At 73.1% G+C, this 17282-nt stretch carries 11 protein-coding genes; 2 read left to right on the top strand and 9 right to left on the bottom strand.

Features of this window, described 5'->3' with window-relative positions:
• Positions 1–29 precede the first annotated feature (29 nt).
• Both CIK06_RS06755 and CIK06_RS06750 read right to left on the bottom strand, forming a co-directional pair.
• Complete coding sequence (locus CIK06_RS06755; RefSeq protein ID WP_095564091.1) at positions 30–1892, bottom strand: acetolactate synthase large subunit; 1863 nt, start codon at positions 1890–1892, stop codon at positions 30–32.
• A gap of 147 nt (positions 1893–2039) precedes the next feature.
• Positions 2040–4433, bottom strand: coding sequence for a putative bifunctional diguanylate cyclase/phosphodiesterase (locus CIK06_RS06750; RefSeq protein WP_369916184.1), 2394 nt, complete (start codon positions 4431–4433; stop codon positions 2040–2042).
• Positions 4434–4769: 336 nt separating this feature from the next.
• On the opposite strand from CIK06_RS06750, the gene ilvD reads away from it, so the two are divergent.
• Positions 4770–6638, top strand: a complete 1869-nt coding sequence (gene ilvD / locus CIK06_RS06745) for a dihydroxy-acid dehydratase (protein ID WP_095564090.1) — start codon at positions 4770–4772, stop codon at positions 6636–6638.
• 8 nt (positions 6639–6646) lie between these two features.
• Here ilvD and CIK06_RS06740 read toward each other — a convergent pair whose 3' ends face one another.
• From CIK06_RS06740 to CIK06_RS06730, 3 genes are all read right to left on the bottom strand, one after another.
• A complete protein-coding gene (locus CIK06_RS06740) occupies positions 6647–8341 on the bottom strand; it encodes a SulP family inorganic anion transporter (RefSeq protein WP_095564089.1) in 1695 nt (564 codons plus the stop codon).
• The gene (locus CIK06_RS06735) at positions 8338–8673 is read right to left on the bottom strand and encodes a helix-turn-helix transcriptional regulator (protein ID WP_095564088.1); all 336 of its coding nucleotides are present in this window, start codon (positions 8671–8673) and stop codon (positions 8338–8340) included. The genes CIK06_RS06740 and CIK06_RS06735 overlap by 4 nt, the downstream gene beginning before the upstream one ends.
• A 109-nt stretch (positions 8674–8782) precedes the next feature.
• Entirely contained in the window at positions 8783–9748 is a 966-nt protein-coding gene (locus CIK06_RS06730) for a LysR family transcriptional regulator (RefSeq protein ID WP_095564087.1), read from the bottom strand.
• A 72-nt stretch (positions 9749–9820) separates the two neighbouring features.
• On the opposite strand from CIK06_RS06730, the gene CIK06_RS06725 reads away from it, so the two are divergent.
• Complete coding sequence (locus CIK06_RS06725) at positions 9821–10723, top strand: dihydrodipicolinate synthase family protein (protein ID WP_095564086.1); 903 nt, start codon at positions 9821–9823, stop codon at positions 10721–10723.
• A 72-nt stretch (positions 10724–10795) separates the two neighbouring features.
• Here CIK06_RS06725 and CIK06_RS06720 read toward each other — a convergent pair whose 3' ends face one another.
• The 4 genes from CIK06_RS06720 to CIK06_RS06705 all read right to left on the bottom strand — a co-directional run bounded on the left by CIK06_RS06720 (position 10796) and on the right by CIK06_RS06705 (position 16949).
• The gene (locus CIK06_RS06720; protein WP_095567627.1) at positions 10796–13435 is read right to left on the bottom strand and encodes a glycoside hydrolase family 2 protein; all 2640 of its coding nucleotides are present in this window, start codon (positions 13433–13435) and stop codon (positions 10796–10798) included.
• Between the two features lie 119 nt (positions 13436–13554).
• Positions 13555–14397: a carbohydrate ABC transporter permease gene (locus CIK06_RS06715; protein ID WP_095567626.1), complete on the bottom strand. Its 843-nt coding sequence runs from the start codon at positions 14395–14397 to the stop codon at positions 13555–13557.
• An 83-nt stretch (positions 14398–14480) separates the two neighbouring features.
• A complete protein-coding gene (locus CIK06_RS06710) occupies positions 14481–15512 on the bottom strand; it encodes a carbohydrate ABC transporter permease (protein ID WP_095564085.1) in 1032 nt (343 codons plus the stop codon).
• A gap of 156 nt (positions 15513–15668) precedes the next feature.
• Positions 15669–16949: an ABC transporter substrate-binding protein gene (locus CIK06_RS06705; protein ID WP_095564084.1), complete on the bottom strand. Its 1281-nt coding sequence runs from the start codon at positions 16947–16949 to the stop codon at positions 15669–15671.
• Positions 16950–17282: the final 333 nt, after the last annotated feature.

Raw genomic sequence — 17282 nt, 5'->3', positions numbered from 1 at the left:
ACGGCCCTCGCTGCGCCCGGTGCGTTCGGTCATGAGAGAACCTCGTCGTCCTCGTCGAAGTTCGGCCGCACGTCCCGAGCGAACATGATCTCGTCGTTGCTGGTGCCGGCGGCCACCATGGGCCAGACCATGGCGTCCTTGCCGACCACGAAGTCGACCACCACGGGGGCGTCGTTGACGGCCATCGCGGCCTCGATCGTCCGGTCCACGTCGGCCGCGTTCTCGCAGCGCAGACCCACGCAGCCGAGCGCCTCGGCCAGCTTCACGAAGTCCGGGATCCGGTGCTTGTGGGTGCCCAGTTCCGTGTTCGAGTACCGCTGGTCGTAGAAGAGCGTCTGCCACTGGCGCACCATGCCCAGATTGCCGTTGTTGATCACGGCGACCTTGATCGGGATGCCCTCCAGGGCGCAGGTCGCCAGCTCCTGATTGGTCATCTGGAAGCAGCCGTCCCCGTCGATCGCCCAGACGGTCGCGTCCGGCCGGCCCACCTTGGCGCCCATGGCCGCCGGCACGGCGTAGCCCATGGTGCCGAGGCCGCCGGAGTTCAGCCAACTGCGCGGCTTCTCGTACGAGACGAACTGGCTGGCCCACATCTGGTGCTGCCCGACCCCGGCCACGTACACCGCGTCCGGGCCGACGATCTCGCCGAGCCGCTTGATCACGTGCTGCGGCGCGAGCGTGCCGTCCTCCGGCTCGTCGTAGCCCAGCGGGTAGCGGCGACGCAGATCGTCCAGCTGCGCCCACCACTCGGTCCGGTCGACCGCGCCGGAGCGCTCCTGGCCGACCGCGGTGAGCAGCTCGTCGATCACGTGCCGCACGTCACCCACGATCGGCACGTCGGCGTGCCGGTTCTTGCCGATCTCCGCCGGGTCGATGTCGGCGTGCACCACCTTGGCGCCCGGGGCGAACGAGTCCAGCTTGCCGGTCACCCGGTCGTCGAACCGGGTGCCGAGCGCGATGATCAGGTCGGTGCGTTGCAGCGCGTACACCGCGGCCACCGTGCCGTGCATGCCGGGCATGCCCAGGTGCTGCCGGTGCGAGTCCGGGAACGCGCCCCGGGCCATCAGCGTGGTCACCACCGGGATCCCGGTCAGCTCGGCCAGCCGGCGCAGGCCCTCGGTGGCCCGCCCCTTGAGCACCCCGCCGCCGACGTACAGCACCGGGCGGCGGGCGGCGGCCATCAGCCGGGCGGCCTCCCGGATCTGCTTGCCGTGCGGGTGCAGCGTCGGCCGGTAGCCGGGCAGGTCGAGCGTGGGCGGCCAGCGGAAGGTCGTCTGCGCCTGGAGCACGTCCTTGGGGACGTCCACCAGCACCGGCCCCGGCCGGCCGGTCGAGGCCAGGTGGAACGCCTCGGCCAGGATCCGCGGAAGCTCCTCGGCGGTCTGGACCAGGAAGTTGTGCTTGGTGATCGGCAGCGTGATGCCCTGGATGTCCGCCTCCTGGAAGGCGTCCGAGCCGATCAGCGGCCGGGCCACCTGCCCGGTGATCGCCACCAGCGGCACCGAGTCCATGTACGCGTCGGCGATCGGGGTGACCAGGTTGGTCGCGCCCGGGCCGGAGGTGGCGATGCAGACGCCCACCTTCCCGGTGGCCTGCGCGTAGCCGGTGGCGGCGTGCCCGGCGCCCTGCTCGTGCCGGACCAGGATGTGCCGCACGGCGGAGTCGTAGAGCGGGTCGTACGCCGGCAGGATCGCGCCGCCGGGAATGCCGAAGACCACGTCCACGCCGAGCGCCTCCAGCGACCGGACGAGCGTGCCGGCGCCGGAGAGCTGGACCGGGGATGTGGTGCGTACCGCCGCGGCCGCCGCCACGGTGGCGGGCGAGGCGACGGCCGGCACCGGCTGGGCGGCGTGGGCTCGCTGGGCGATGGTCTCTGGTGTGGGTCGCGTCATGGCGGTGTCAGCCTTTGGGTGCGGGTCTCGGGTCTGGGGCCGGGCAACAAAAAAGCCCTCGTGCGTGATGCACGGGGCCAGCGCACTCTCGTCACACGAGAGTGCGCTCAAATAAGTACTCGGACCGACCGGGTCGACGACATGGGGTCAAGCCTGACGCATCTCACGCCCTGAGTCAACTGCTCCCACATCTTGGACAGAACGCGTCGCTCCGGTGGACCCGGCGCCGCGCTGCGACGGCCGGACCGGACCGTCCTCACCGCCCCCGGCCAGGGCCGGAGCGGCGGCGACCGGCGCGACCGGCGCCCCGGTGGGGCTCTCCGGCGGCCCCGCCTGCGGCACCCCTACCGGTGACACCGGGACCACGGTGACCCCCTGCGCCGACGCCACGATCACCTCGTCCACCGGCGAGCGGGGCGGCACCGCGACCCCGTCCGCCCGCGGCCCCTCGCCGGTACGCGCCGAAGCCGCCTCCAACTGGGCCGCCAGGTGCTCCGCCGGCACGCCCCAGCCGAACAGCAGCCCCTGCCCGAACCGGCAGCCGGCCGCCACCACCGCCGCCAGCTCGGTCGGCGTGGTCACCCCCTCGGCGATCACCTCCAGGCCCAGCCGGTGCCCGAGCCGCATCACCATGTCGACCATCCCGACCGCGGCCACGCTGCGGATCGCGCCGTTCGGCTCGGGCTCCGGATCGGTGACCAGGCTGTGGTCGATCTTCAGGATGTCGATGGGCAACCGGCGCAGCTGACCCAGCGAGGAGTAGCCGGCGCCGAAGTCGTCCAGCGCGACCCGTACGCCGATCGCGCGCAGCGCGGTGAGCCGGTCGATCAGCTCGTCCAGGTCGGTGGCGACGGCGTGCTCGGTCACCTCCAGCACCAGCCGCTGCGCCGGCACCCGGTGCATCCGCAGCGCCTCGGTGACCTGCCGGACGTACTCGGGCCGGTGCAGCTCCCGCGGCGAGACGTTCACCGACACCCAGACGTCGTGCCCGTCGGCCAGCCACACGGAGAGCTGGTGGCAGGCCCGGTGCAGCACCCACGCCCCCAGGTCGGCGATCATCCCGCACTCCTCGGCCAGCGGGATGAACTCGTCCGGCCGGACCGACCCGAGGGTGGGGTGCTCCCACCGCAGCAGCGCCTCGGCACCCACCGGGCGCACCGAGGGCACCGCCACCACCGGCTGGAAGGCCAGCCACAGCTCGTCCCGGCCGATCGCGCCGCGCAGTTCGTGCTCCAGCGTGGTACGCCGGCGCAGCCGGTCCTCGTGGCCGGCGTCGTACCGCTCGACCCGGTTCTTGCCGCGCTGCTTGGCGTAGCGCAGCGCCAGGTCGGCGTGCCGGAGCAGGTCCTCCACCGCGCCGGAGCCGGACCGGACGGCCACGCCGATGCTCACCGACAGGTAGACCGGCCCCTCCGCGCTCTGGTACGCCCCGCCGAGCGCCAGCAGCAGCCGTTCGGCCATCCGCTGCGCCCCGGCCGGATCGCCGCGCAGCAGCACCGCGAACTCGTCCCCGCCCAGCCGGGCCGGCACGTGCCCCGGCCCGAGGGTGCGGCGCAGCCGCTGCCCCACCTCGACGAGCACGGCGTCGCCGACGTCGTGACCGCGCATGTCGTTGACGACCTTGAACCCGTCCAGGTCGAGTCCGAGCAGCACCACCGGCGCGGGCGAAAGCTCCTCGTGCAGCGCGCGCAGCAGCCCGCGCCGGTTCGCCAGCCCGGTGAGCGGGTCGGTGTGCGCCAACTCCCGGAAGTGCGCCTCGCGCTCGACGAGCCGGTTGGCGTAGCCGCGCACCTGGCGCAGCGCCAGCGAGTGCCGGGAGACCAGGGCGAACCCCTCGACCACCCCGGCCGCCACCACCGCTCCGGAGAAGGTGCCGCCGACCGCCTCGTGGTAACAGGCCGCCAGGCTGAGCCCGATCATCGGCAGGAACGCGTACCCGGTGCCGCGCAGCATCACGTCCACGCCGGTCTCGTCCAGCACCTCGGTGGTGCGGGCGGCCAGCGCCAGCAGCAGCAGCCCGCCCGGCGCGAGCACGGCGCCGACCGCCGTGGCGACCGGGCCGGACTGGCCGATGCCCGCGGACAGCAGCAGGCCGGCCAGGGCCGTGAGGGTGACGCCGACGCCGGCCAGCACGGACCGGGTCCGCGGCCGGCCGGCCCGCAGGATCACCATGGCCGCCAGGCCGGCCCCGCCGGCCGTGGTGATCGTGGCCACCAGGATGGCCGGGCCGGGCACCGGGGTGGCGGCGCCGAGCAGCCGGGTCGGCCGGCTGAGCAGCACCCAGCCGACGAACCACAGCGCGGCCGCCACGATGACGCCGTCCAGCGCCAGCCGGGTGGCGACCGCGGCGCCGCGGATCAGGTGCGGAAACCGCAGCAGCCCGGCCCACAGCACCGCGCCGCCGACCGTGCAGCCGATCGCCACCACGGAGGCCAGCAGCGCCCGCTCCCGGTGGTGATCCGACCAGTCCGCGCCCAGCCCGGCCAGCACGCCCAGCCCGGCCACCGTGGTGAGGGTGGTGACCGCGGCACCGGCGGCCAGCCAGCGGCAGGCGGCGACCGCACCCGGATGCTCAAGCGGGTGCGGGCCGGCCGGCGCCGGGCCGACCGGAACCGCCCGCCGCGCCGCCCGGAACAGCAGGACGGTGGCGATCGTGGCGACCGACCCGCCACCGACGGCGATGGTCACCACGACCGGAAGTGGGTGCACAACCCAACTCTGCCGGATCGGTGCCACGCACGGAAACCGGGCACGCGCGTTGTTCCCGGGTCGTATCCATCGGAGCCGTCCCGCCGGGCGGCCCCGCCATCCCGCGTGGTGGGCGGGTCGGCACCCGGGTGGTCGCACCGTGACCACGCCGGTGCCAGACTGGGTGGTATGCCTGACCTGCGGTCGAGGACCTCCACGCACGGACGGACGATGGCCGGCGCCCGGGCGCTGTGGCGTGCCACCGGGATGACCGACAGCGACTTCGGCAAGCCGATCGTCGCCATCGCCAACAGCTACACCCAGTTCGTACCGGGACACGTCCACCTCAAGGACCTCGGTGGCCTGGTGGCGGAGGCGGTCGCCGAGGCCGGCGGGGTGGGCCGGGAGTTCAACACGATCGCGGTGGACGACGGCATCGCGATGGGCCACGGCGGCATGCTCTACTCGCTGCCCAGCCGCGAGTTGATCGCCGACGCGGTGGAGTACATGGTCAACGCGCACTGCGCGGACGTCCTGGTGTGCATCTCCAACTGCGACAAGATCACCCCCGGCATGCTGCTGGCGGCGCTGCGGCTGAACATCCCCGCCGTGTTCGTCTCCGGTGGCCCGATGGAGGCCGGCAAGGTCGACGGGCTGGCCGTGGTCGACGGGGTGGTCTCCACCACCACCGGCCGCAAGCTCGACCTGATCGACGCGATGATCGCCTCCTCGGACGACGCGGTCGGCGACGGCCAACTCGGGGAGATCGAACGCTCCGCGTGCCCGACCTGCGGATCCTGTTCGGGCATGTTCACCGCGAACTCGATGAACTGCCTGACCGAGGCGATCGGCCTGGCCCTGCCCGGCAACGGTTCGACGCTGGCCACCCACGCCGCGCGCCGGTCGCTGTTCGTCGAGGCCGGCCGGACCGCCGTGGCGCTGGCCCGTCGCTGGTACGACGGGGACGACGCCTCGGTGCTGCCCCGCTCGATCGCCTCCCGGGCCGCCTTCGAGAACGCCATCGCGCTGGACGTGGCGATGGGCGGCTCCACCAACACCGTGCTGCACCTGTTGGCCGCGGCCCGCGAGGCGGAACTCGACTTCGGGGTGGTCGACATCGACGAGATCTCCCGCCGGGTGCCCTGCCTGGCCAAGGTCGCGCCGAACTCGCCGAAGTACCACATGGAGGACGTGCACCGGGCCGGCGGCATCCCCGCCATCCTCGGCGAGTTGGACCGCGCCGGACTGCTGCGCCGCGACGTGCACGCGGTGCACGCCGACTCGCTGGACGCCTGGCTCGCCGACTGGGACATCCGGGGCGGCCGGGCCACCGCGGCGGCGAACGAACTGTTCGCGGCGGCGCCGGGCGGGGTGCGCACGACCGAGCCGTTCTCCACCACCAACCGCTGGGACGCGCTGGACACCGATCCGGCCGACGGCTGCATCCGGGACCTCGCCCACGCGTACTCCGCCGACGGCGGGCTGGCGATCCTGCGTGGCAACCTGGCCCCGGACGGCTGCGTGGTGAAGACCGCCGGGGTGCCCGAGGAGTGCCTGACGTTCCGCGGGCCGGCCCGGGTGTTCGAGTCCCAGGAGGCGGCCGTCGAGGCGATCCTCGCCCGGCGGGTGGTGGCCGGCGACGTCGTGCTGATCCGGTACGAAGGCCCCAAGGGCGGGCCGGGGATGCAGGAGATGCTCTACCCCACCTCGTTCCTCAAGGGGCGCGGCCTCGGCCGGTCCTGTGCGCTGCTGACCGACGGCCGGTTCTCCGGCGGCACCTCCGGGCTGTCCATCGGGCACGTCTCCCCCGAGGCGGCCGGCGGCGGGCTCATCGCGCTGGTGGCCGAGGGTGACGAGATCGTCATCGACATTCCGGGCCGGTCGGTCGTACTCAACGTCCCGGACGAGGTGCTCGCGGCCCGCCGGATCGCCGAGGAGAAGCGCGACCGGCCGTACACGCCGACCGACCGGGAACGCCCGGTCTCCGCGGCGCTGCGCGCGTACGCCTCGATGGCCACCTCGGCCAGCGACGGCGCCTACCGGCGGGTGCCCGACTAGGGCGTGTTTCACAGGTGCTGGTCGGCCTGCGCCGCGCCCGCCCCGTCCGCCGGTGCGGCCAGGGCGAGCGACCGGGCGTAGCGGATCGCGGCCGGGGTGTCCGGGAAGACCAGCCCGGCGCGGCGCAGTTCCTCGGCGACGCCCAGCGCGTCGAGCACCTGGTGGTGGTCGGCGGTGATGCCGGAGAGCAGCACGGTGATGCCCCGTCCGCGCAGCCTGTCGATGGCGTCGCCGAGCACCCGGGCGCCGGTGGCGTCCATGGTGGAGACCCGGGACATCCGCAGGATCACCACCCGGACGTCGGCCACCTCGGAGAGTTCCAGCAGGAAACGGTGGGCGGCGGCGAAGAACAGCGGCCCGTCGAGGCGGTACGCCACGATGTGCTCGGCCAGCAGGGCGTGCTCCTCGGCGCTGTGGTCCCCGGCCTCCAGCGGCACCTGTTCCAGCTTGGCGCTGCGGGCCACCGCCCGCAGCGCGAGGACGACGGCGACCGCGATGCCCACGGCCACCGCGGTCACCAGGTCCCAGATCACCGTGACCGCGAACGTGAGCACCAGCACCACCGCGTCGGCGCGGGTGGCCCGGACGAGGGCGCGCAGCGAGGCGACCTCCACCATCCGGACCGTGGTGGCCAGCAGCACCCCGGCCAGCGCGGCCAGCGGGATCCGCCCGACCAGCGGCGCCGCGGCCAGCACGATCACCGCGAGCGCGACCGCGTGGGTCAGGGCGGCCAGCTTCGAGGCCGCGCCGGCCCGGACGTTCACCGCCGTCCGGGCGATCGCCGCGGTGGCCGGGATGCCGCCGAAGACCGGCGCGGCCAGGTTCGCCAGGCCCTGCCCGAACAGCTCCCGGTCCGGGTCGTGCCGCTCGCCCACCGTCATCCCGTCGGCCACGGTGGCCGAGAGCAGGCTCTCCAGCGCCGCGAGCGCGGCCACCGCGAGCGCGGACGGCAGCAGCGCTCCGACCGCGCCCGGGTCGAAGAAGTCGAGGGACGGCGCCGGCAGCCCCTGCGGCAGCGTGCCGATCCGGGCCAGGTCGACCGGCACCAGCTCGGCCAGCACGGTCGCGGCACCGACCCCGAGCAGCGAGAACGGCAGGGCCGGCCGCCACCGCGCGCCGATCAGCATGAGCGCCGCGACCGACGCCGCCACGAGCACGGCCGCCGGCCGGGGGTGCGCCGCGAACCGGACGACCGCGTCGGCGGCCACCGCCCAGACCTTCTCGCCGTGCGCGTCGACCACGCCCAGCGCGGCCGGCACCTGTTGCAGCGCGATCACCACCGCGATGCCGGCGGTGAAGCCCTCGATCACCGGCGTCGGCAGGTACTGCACGTAGCGGCCGAGCCGGGCCACCGCCAGCACGATCAGCACCAGCCCGGCCAGCACGCCGACGGCGAGCACGCCGGTCGGGCCGAAGCGGTGCACCACCGGCACGAGCACCACGGTCATCGCCCCGGTCGGGCCGGAGACCTGGAGGTTGGAGCCGCCGAACACCGCCGCCACGGCCCCGGCCACCACCGCGGTGATCAGGCCGGCCTGCGCGCCCAGCCCGGAGGTGACGCCGAACGCCAGGGCCAGCGGCAGCGCCACCACCGCCACGGTCAGCCCGGCCAGCAGGTCCCGGCGGGGCGACCGGCGCACCGCCGTCCAGTCGCCGGCGTCGGGCAGCAGGCCGGCCAGCCGGCCCAGCACGGCTGCGCTCACCGGTTCGCCTCGGCGCGCAGCTCGTCGAGCAGGGCGTCCCGATCGGTGAGCACCGCGCCGAGGATGCGCCGGCCGGCCGCCAGCAGGTCGGCGACGTCCGGGGTGCTGAGCGCGTACACGGTGAGCGGTCCCTCGCGGTGCGAGCTGACCATCCCGGCCCGGCGCAGCACGGCGAGCTGCTGGGACAGGTTCGGCGCCTCCACGTCGATGGCCGCGAGCAGGTCCCGGACCGGCTTCGGGCCATCCTGGAGCAGTTCCAGTACGCGGATCCGCACCGGATGGCCGAGGGTGCGGAACAGCTCCGCCTTCGCCTGGTAGAGCGGCACGGACACGAGAACTCCTCTGCGGGGTCGGCCGTGCGACTTTAGCACTTGAAGAATTCTGCAATTCAAAGGGCCGGCATTCCCGCCGGGACCCGCGGCCCGGAACCGGGCGGCCGGGCTACCCGTCGATCCGGTACGGCTCGGCCGCCGAGCGGATCGCCGCCGCACCGGCCGCCACCGCCGGATGCGCCGCGCCACCCCGGCGGTACGCCATCCAGGTGCGGCGGCGAAGCGCCAGCGGGATCAGCCGGACACCGGCCGGCGGCTGCCCGGCGGCGAGCCGCGGCACCAGCGACACCCCCTGCCCCGCGGCCACCAGCGCCAGCACCGTGCCGAAGTCGTCCGCGTGGTGCCGGATCCGCGGCCCGAAGCCGGCGGCCCGGCAGGCGTGCAGCGCGACGGTGTGGCAGAGGGTGCCGGCCGTGCCGACGATCCAGCCGGCATCCCGGGTCGCGGCCAGCGGATCGGCCTGCGGCGCGGATCCGCCGGGCGGCACGGATCGGCCGGGCGGCACGGATCGGCCGGGCGGCACGGGCGGGGCCGACCGGTCGTCGCCGGGCACGGCGAGGTACACGGTCTCGGCCAGCAGCGGTTCCACGTCCAGGGTCCGGTCCGGCTCGGCCGGCACCACGTCGTAGTCGTGCACGAGCGCCAGATCCAGCCGGCGCTCCCGCAACGCGTCCGGCACGGCCACCGGGTCGAGTTCGGTCACCTCCAGATCGAGCGCGGGATGGTCCCGGGCCAGCGCCACGAGCGCCGCCGGGAGCAGCGTGCGGGCCGCGCTCGGATAGGCGCCCACCCGCAGTACCCCGGACACCGCGGTGCGGGCGGCGGCCAGCGCCGCGTCCGCGCGTTCGAGCGCCGCCAGCACCTCGTCGGCGTGCCGGACCAGGGCCGTGGCGGCGGCGGTCAACGCGACCCGGCGACCGGTGCGGGTCAGCAGCGGCACCCCCGCCTCGCGTTCCAGGACGGTCAACTGCTGGGACACCGCGGACGGCGTGTAGGCGTGGGCCTGGGCGACCGCCGCGATCGTGCCGAGCCGGGCGAGGTCCCGCAGCAGGCGCAGGCGGCGAACGTCAAGCATCAGTTCAGCTTACGTATCTGTGCAGAAAACTGAACTGGACCTGATGCTCCACGATCGGCAAGGCTGATCCCCATGACAGCAGGCGGCCTGTACGTACCCCTGATCACGCCGTTCGACGATGCCGGACGGGTCGACCCCGGCGCGCTCGACGCGCTGGCCCGGCAGGTCCTCGCGGACGGGGCCACCGGACTGGTCGCGCTCGGCACCACCGCCGAGCCGGCCACGCTCACCGACGCCGAGCGCGCGCTGGTGCTCGACGTCGTGGCGCGGGTGTGCCGCGAGCGGGCCGCGGAGCTGATCGTCGGCGCGAACACCGAGGCGGCGCTCGGCGACCTGTCCCGGTGGTCCGCCGTGACCGGCGCGCTCACCCTGGTGCCGCCGTTCGTCCGACCCGGCGAGGCGGCGGCCGTGGCACATCTCGGCCGCCTCGCCGCCGCCAGCCCGGTGCCGGTGCTCGTCTACCACGTGCCGTACCGCACCGGGCAACCGCTCTCCGAACGCGCGTTGCGCCAACTGGCCGCAACGCCCAACGTCTGCGGCGTGAAGCTGTCGGTGGGCGGCATCGACGCGGACACCGTCGCGCTGCTGGCCGACGTACCCCCGGGCTTTGCCGTCCTGGCCGGCGACGACGTGTTCGTCTCCGCGCTGCTCGCCCTCGGCGGGCACGGCGGGATCCTGGCCTCGGCGCACGTGGCCACGGCGGAGTTCGCGGCCCTGGTGCGGGCGTGGCGGGCGGGCGACGCCGCCCGGGGCCGCGCCCTGGGTCACCGGCTCGCGCCGCTGTCCGCGGCGCTGTTCGCCGAGCCCAACCCCGCGGTGGTCAAGGCCGTGCTGCACGCGCAGGGTCGCATCGCGACCCCGGCGGTACGGCCGCCGCTGCTGCCGGCGTCCGCCGCCGGCACCGCCACCGCGCTCCGGTACGCCGACCGGCCGGCCCCGCTGTCCGCCCGGGCCGCGGCCGGCTCGTCCGCCTGACTGGCGCCGGCGCGGCGGCCGGGAACGAGCCCCGTCCCGGTCCGGTGCCGGGACCGGGACGGGGCTCCGCCCTCAGCCGATGTCGTTGACGCAGCGCAGCACCGGCCGGGTCACCAGGGCGGCCGGGTCCAACGTCGCCGTGCTGCGCACGGTGAACGTGGCGGTCTCGCCCGGCAGCAGGGTGCACAGCGCCTCGTCCACGCTGGCCGCCGGATCGAGCCGGTCCGGATACAGGGTGAGGTCGCGCAGCAGCGTGCGGGCGTTCACCCGGACCCGGTAGCCGCCGGGCACCGGATCCACCTCGGCGGTGTAGTCGGCGGCCACCCAGTCCAGCTCCCGGTCCTCGGCGAAGAACCACAGCGCCCGGCCCGGGAGCCCCGCGCCGCCGTCCGCCGTCCCGGCGCCGTCGCCCGCCGGCCCCGCATTGTCGTCCGCCGGCCCGGCGTCGCGGTCCGCCGGCCCGGCAGCGGCGACCATGTCCGCGTCGCCGTCCAGTTCGGCGAGCAGCAGCTCGCCGCGGGCGTTCTCGGGGGCGGCCAGGTCGGTCGGCACCGGCAGGGCCACCGCCGAGTACGCCGGCACCCGGGCCGGCAGCGACGCCTTGGCCCGCGGTTCGCCGTCCAGGGTCACCCGGGCCAACGCCAACTCGGCCGACCACGGCACCGGCGTCTCGTTCACCACGACCACCACCAGGCCGCCCTCGTGCGGCTGCACCGTGACCAGCCGGTCGGCGTACGCACGGCGCAGCGCGTACCAGAGCGGCTTGCGCCGCCCGTCGCCGTCCACCGCCGACCACGAGGTGACCGGCCAGCAGTCGTTGAGCTGCCACATGATGCTGCCCATGCAGACCGGCCGGTGCGCCCGCAGGTGCTCGATGCCGGTCTGCAGGGCACGGGCCTGGACCACCTGGGTCAGGTAGTGCCAGTCGTCGAAGTCCCGCGGCGCCGGCAGGTGCGCGTCCAGCCCCCGCTGGAGCTTGCGGTCGCCGTCGATGGCCTTCTGGTGCTGCGCCATCCCCGGCGAGTCGTGCGCCAGCGGCTCGTCCGAGAGCGCCCGCCGCAGGGTGGCGTACGCGGGCGGAGCCTGCCAGCCGAACTCCGCGGCGAACCGGGGCACGTACTGGCGGTACTTGGTGTAGTCGTCGGTGTTCCAGACGTCCCAGATGTGCATGGTGCCGTACCCGGGCTCGTTCGGGTGCACGTCGTCCCGGCCCGACCAGGGGCTGCCCGGCCAGTACGGCACCGTCGGGTCCAGTTCGGCCACGATGCTCGGCAGCAGGTCCAGGTAGTAGCCGGCGCCCCAGGTGCGGCCGGCCAGCGGCTCCTGCCAGTCCCAGTCGTGGAACCCCCAGATGTTCTCGTTGCAGCCGGTCCACAGCACCAGGCTCGGGTGCCCGGCCAGCCGCGCCACGTGCTCGCGCGCCTCGGCCGCCACCTCCGCCGGGAACGGATCCTCCTCCGGGTACGCCGCGCAGGCGAACAGGAAGTCCTGCTGCACCAGCAGCCCGAGCGAGTCGGCCAGGTCGTAGAAGTCGTCCGACTCGTACCGGCCGCCGCCCCAGACCCGCAGCAGGTTGAGGTTGGCCCCGACGGCCTGGTCGAACCGGTCGGCGTACCGCTGGCGGGTGACCCGGGTCGGGAACGCGTCGTCGGGGATCCAGTTGGCACCCCTGACGAACACCGGCCGGTCGTTGACCACCAGCGTGAACGGCGTGCCGAGGGCGTCGGGGGTGGTGTCCACCCGGACCGAGCGGAATCCGATCAGCCGGTCCGTGCGGTCCAGCTCGGCACCGGCTGCGGCGTGCAGGGTGACCGCGAGCGGGTAGCGCGGCTGCCCGCCGTACCCGCGCGGCCACCACAGCTCGGGGTCGGCCACCGCGAGATCCAGCACGGCCGTACGCTCCCCGGCCGGAATGAGCACGCCGACGCTGGTGCCGGCCGCGGCGCTCGCGCCGGCCGCGGTGTCGGCGTCGGTGTCGGTGTCGGTGTCGGTGTCGGGCTCAACGCCGGTGCCGCCCGCCGGAGCCGGCGCGCCGGCCAGTGCCGCCACCACCCGGACCGGCTCGTCGGCGGCCCGGTCCAGCCGGACGTGCACCGCCACCCGGCCCTGGCCCCGGTCCACCGTGACCAGCGGCCGGACCTCGGCCAGCCGGGCGGTGTTCCACCCGTGCAGCGAGATCGGCTGCCAGATCCCGGCGGTGACCAGGTTGGGACCCCAGTCCCAGCCGAAGTTGCACGCCATCTTGCGGATGAAGTTGAACGGTTCCGGGTACGCGTTCGGCCGGTCGCCGAGCCGGTCCCGCTGCTGCTCGGCATACCGGTACGCCGAATCGAAGCGCACCCGCAGCACGTTCTGGCCGGTCCGCAGCGCCGACCGGACGTCGAACCGCCACCCGCGGTGCATGTTCGCGGTGCGGCCGACCTGGACGTCGTTGAGCAGCACCGTGGCGACGGTGTCCAGCCCGGCGCAGACCAGCTCGACACGCTCGGTCGCGACGCCGGCGTGCTCGAAGCGGGTCTCGTACGTCCAGTCCGTGCGCCCGATCCAGGACAGCGCCGTCTCGTTGCCGTCCAGGTACGGGTCCGGGATCAGGCCGGCGGCCAGCAGGTCGGTGTGCACACACCCGGGCACGGTGGCCGGCACCACCACCCCGGCGATACCGGCCGGAACGTGCGGCCCCGGCTCCGCGCGCAGGGTCCACCCGTCGTGCAGCGGCCGGCCGTACCGCGGCGGCGGGCCGGCGGACGGGCGGCCGTCGTACGGCGACGGATCGCCGTACGACGGCCCGACCGGACCCGGCGGTGAACCAGGCACGCCGCTCGGGTCCACGGTCACGCCTTCACCGCGCCTTCCATGATGCCGCGGACGATCTGCCGACCGCCGATGCCGAGCAGGACCAGCAGCGGCACCGTGGCCACGAACGCGCCGGCCAGCACCCGGCGGTAGATGACGTAGTTGCCGCTGGCCAGGTCGGATATGGCCACCATCGAGGTCGGATAGTCCGAGCCGTTCAGCGTGATCAGCGGCCACTGGAAGTCGTTCCAGGTCATCACGAAGGTGAGCAGCCCGAGCACGGCCAGCGCCGGCCGGATCGCCGGCAGCACCAGGCTCCAGTACATCCGCATGGTGGTGGCGCCGTCCATCCGGCCCGACTCGATCAGCTCGTCCGGCACCGCGCCCACGACGAACTGCCGCATGTAGAACACCCCGAACGCGGTGACCAGACCGGGCGCGATCACCGCGAGCAGCGTGCCGTTCCAGCCGAGCTTGCCCATCACGATGTAGAGGGCGACGATGCCGAGCTGCTGCGGCACGGTGAGGGTGAGCACCACGACCATCATCAGCGCGTTGCTGCCCGGGAAGCGCAGCTTGGCGAACGCGAACCCGGCCAGCGAGCAGAAGAACAGCACCGAGAAGGTCACCACGGACGACACGATGGCGCTGTTGATCAGCGACGCCGCGAAGTAGACGTCCTGCATGGTGAAGACTTCGTTCAGGTTGATGAAGAACTGGTTGCCCGGCACGACCGCCGGGGGCAGCTTCGCCAACGCCTCGTCGGTGCTGGTGGCGATCACGAACATCCAGTAGAGCGGGAACGCCGAAAACAGCACGATCAGGGAGAGCAGCAGGTACGTCCAGACGCTGCCCCTGGTGTCCTGCGGCGCCCGACCCATCAGCGCGGCGCGGCGGCGGCCGCGCGGCGGCCCGGCCGGCGGTGCGCTGTGTCGGGCCTGGTGCGTGGTGGTGCTGGCGGCGGTCACCGTCGTCCCCCTCCAATGCGGTTGGTCAGCAGGGTGTTGATGCCGGTGACCACGACGACGATGACGAACAACGCCATGGCCATGGCGGCCGCGTAGCCCAGGTTGAGGTCCTTCCAGCCCACCTTGTAGATCAGCTGGGCGATGGTCTGCCATTCACCGGCCGGCCCGCCGGTGGCGCTCTGCGAGTTCAGGTCGAACAGCATCGGCTCGGTGAACAGTTGCAGCCCGCCGATCGTGGACACCACGATGGTGAACAGCAGCACCGGCCGGATCATCGGGACGGTGATCTGCCAGAGCTGCCGGTTCGGCCCGGCCCCGTCGATGGCGGACGCCTCGTACACGTCGCGCGGGATGGACTGCATCGCGGCCAGGTAGAGCAGGGCGTTGTAGCCGATCCACTTCCAGTTGACCATCGTGGCGATGGCGATCCAGGAGTGCAGCTTGTCGGCCCGCCAGTCGATCGGATTGTCGCCGCCGCCGATGCCGAGCAGCCCGAGCACCCAGTTGGCCACCCCGTAGTCGCGGGACACGATCGTGCTGAACACCATGGTCGAGGCGGTCAGCGGCGTGACGTACGGCAGCAGGATGCCGACCCGCCACCAGGTCTTGCCGCGCAGGTGGCGGTTCAGCAGGGCGGCCACGACCAGCGCGATCAGCAGCTGCGGCACGGTGGACAGCACGAAGATGCCCAGCGTGTTGTAGAGCGCGTTCCAGAAGTCCTCGTCGGCGATCAGCCGGCTGAAGTTCTCCATGCCGGCCCAGCCGGTCAGGTCGGGATCGTCCAGCCGCCAGTGCCGGAACGCGACGACCGCGTTGAAGATCAGCGGGAACACCCCGAACGCCGCGAACAGCAGGAAGAACGGGGCGATCATGACGTACGGCATGTACCGCATGTCGAAACGGAGCAGCCGGTTACGCAGGTTCGACCGCCGCGGGACGGGTGCACGGCCGGGCGCTGGCGGCCCGCCGCCGGGTCGACCGGCCGCGGGACCGCCGGCCTGGGCCGGCTGGGTTCGGGTGGTGGACATGGGATTCTCCAGAACGATGGCCGGAACGGTCGGGGACTTCGCGGCTGCGGGCCGGGACCGGACCGCCATGCTGGCGATCCGGTCCCGGCCGTCATCCGGCGGTACCGTTGCGCGGAGTCGGTTGGGGCTCCACGGTCCGGTCCCGGTGTCGCGGCGTCAGCTGTTGGCCGCCTTCTGTGCCTCCTTGACGGCCTCCGCCCAGGCGGCGTCCGGCTTCAGCGAGCCGTTCTGCACCCGCGTCAGCACGTTCTCCACGGCGACCCGGGTCGGGCCGGCCTTCTTGCCCAGGTACTGCGGCTGGAGACCCTCCGCCATCTTCGGGAAGATCTGGCCGACCGGGGCGTCGCTGAAGAACGGGTTCTTGAAGTCGGTGATCGCCGGGTCGGTGTAGAGCGCCGGCTGCGACGGCAGGTTGCCGACCGTCTTGAAGATCTCGATCTGCTGCTCCGGCTGGACCAGCCACTCCAGCAGCTTGTACGCCTCGTCGACGTTCTTGCCCTGCTTGGGGATGGTCAGCCAGGAGCCGCCCCAGTTGCCACCGCCACCGGGAACCGCGGCGATGTCCCACTTGCCCTCGGTGGAGGGAGCGGTGTCCTTGATGTGGCCGAGCATCCACGCCGGGCAGGCCAGCACCGCGAACTTGTTGCCGAGGAAGCCCTTGTCCCAGTCGGCCTGGAAGCTGGCCAGGTTGGCCGAGAGGCCGGCCTCGACGGCCTTGACGCTGTAGTCGAAGGCGACCTTCGGGCCGCCGTCCATCTGCAGCTGCTCGCTCTCGTCGTAGAAGCCGACCGGCTGCTGGGTGAGGATCGGGTTGAACATGTTCGACGCGGCGTCGATGAACTTCTTGTTGGTCTTGGCGGTGTACTGCTGGCCGACCTCGATGAACTTGTCCCAGGTGGGCCAGAGCGCGGAGACCTGGTCGCGGTCGGTGGGCAGGCCCGCCTCCTTGAACAGGTCACTGCGGTAGCACATCGCCAGGCCGCCCACGTCGGTGCCGAGACCGATCTGGGCCTTGCCGTCCGGCGACATCGAGTTCTTCCACTTCCACGGCAGGTACTTGCTCTCGTACGAGCCGGCGCCCTTGTCGAGCAGGTTGACGAACTTGTCCGCCTGCGAGCGGAACTGCACGATGAAGCCCTCGTCGATGGCGGCGATGTCCGGCGCGCCGGAGCCGGCGATGAGCTTCTTCTGCAGGTCCTCGTGCTGGGCGTTGTACTCGCCGGTGTTCAGGTCGATCTTGACGTTCGGGTGCGCGGCCTCGTACTTGGCCTTGAGGTCCGTCAGACCGAAGTCACCCCAGAAGGCGATCTTGAGGGTGACCTGCTCGTCGCCGCCGCCGGAGTTGCTCGTGCTCTTACCACTGCACGCGGCGACCATCGTCGTCGCCGCCAGCCCCACCGCGGCCACCCGCAGCCATCTGGGCAAAGACCGTCTCATTTGCCAATCCTCCGAGCACCATTGGAAACGCTCCCAAGATCGAGGAACGTTGACTGAACCGGGTAAGTGAGAGCCACCGTAAGTGGGGGCGCAGGACGTGTCAATAAGCGCCCCATCCCGTAGCCGAGCCGTGACCTTGGCTAAAAACTACGGTGCCGATTGGCCGGCTTTACCGCTCTTTACCGTTACATGGAGCGCTCCCACCGGTTTCAGCATTGTCGAGCGGAGCACCTTGAAGGCGTTGGCACCACTATGCTTAACCGGGCAAGTAGCCAGCCGCCTCCCGTCCGGACCTACCGACTGGGTAAGTTGCTGGAACCCCGTGTTCGGCTT

Source organism: Plantactinospora sp. KBS50 (assembly GCF_002285795.1).
In the GTDB taxonomy this organism is placed as follows: Bacteria; Actinomycetota; Actinomycetes; order Mycobacteriales; family Micromonosporaceae; genus KBS50.
This window is presented reverse-complemented; position numbering and strand designations above follow the sequence as displayed.

Coding starts and splice junctions, on each gene's coding strand:
- CIK06_RS06715 (WP_095567626.1), bottom strand. CDS start 14,397: ATGGGTCGGGCGCCGCAGGACACCAGGGGCAGCGTCTGGACGTACCTG.
- CIK06_RS06705 (WP_095564084.1), bottom strand. CDS start 16,949: ATGAGACGGTCTTTGCCCAGATGGCTGCGGGTGGCCGCGGTGGGGCTG.
- CIK06_RS06710 (WP_095564085.1), bottom strand. CDS start 15,512: ATGTCCACCACCCGAACCCAGCCGGCCCAGGCCGGCGGTCCCGCGGCC.
- CIK06_RS06755 (WP_095564091.1), bottom strand. CDS start 1,892: ATGACGCGACCCACACCAGAGACCATCGCCCAGCGAGCCCACGCCGCC.
- ilvD (WP_095564090.1), top strand. CDS start 4,770: ATGCCTGACCTGCGGTCGAGGACCTCCACGCACGGACGGACGATGGCC.
- CIK06_RS06725 (WP_095564086.1), top strand. CDS start 9,821: ATGACAGCAGGCGGCCTGTACGTACCCCTGATCACGCCGTTCGACGAT.
- CIK06_RS06730 (WP_095564087.1), bottom strand. CDS start 9,748: ATGCTTGACGTTCGCCGCCTGCGCCTGCTGCGGGACCTCGCCCGGCTC.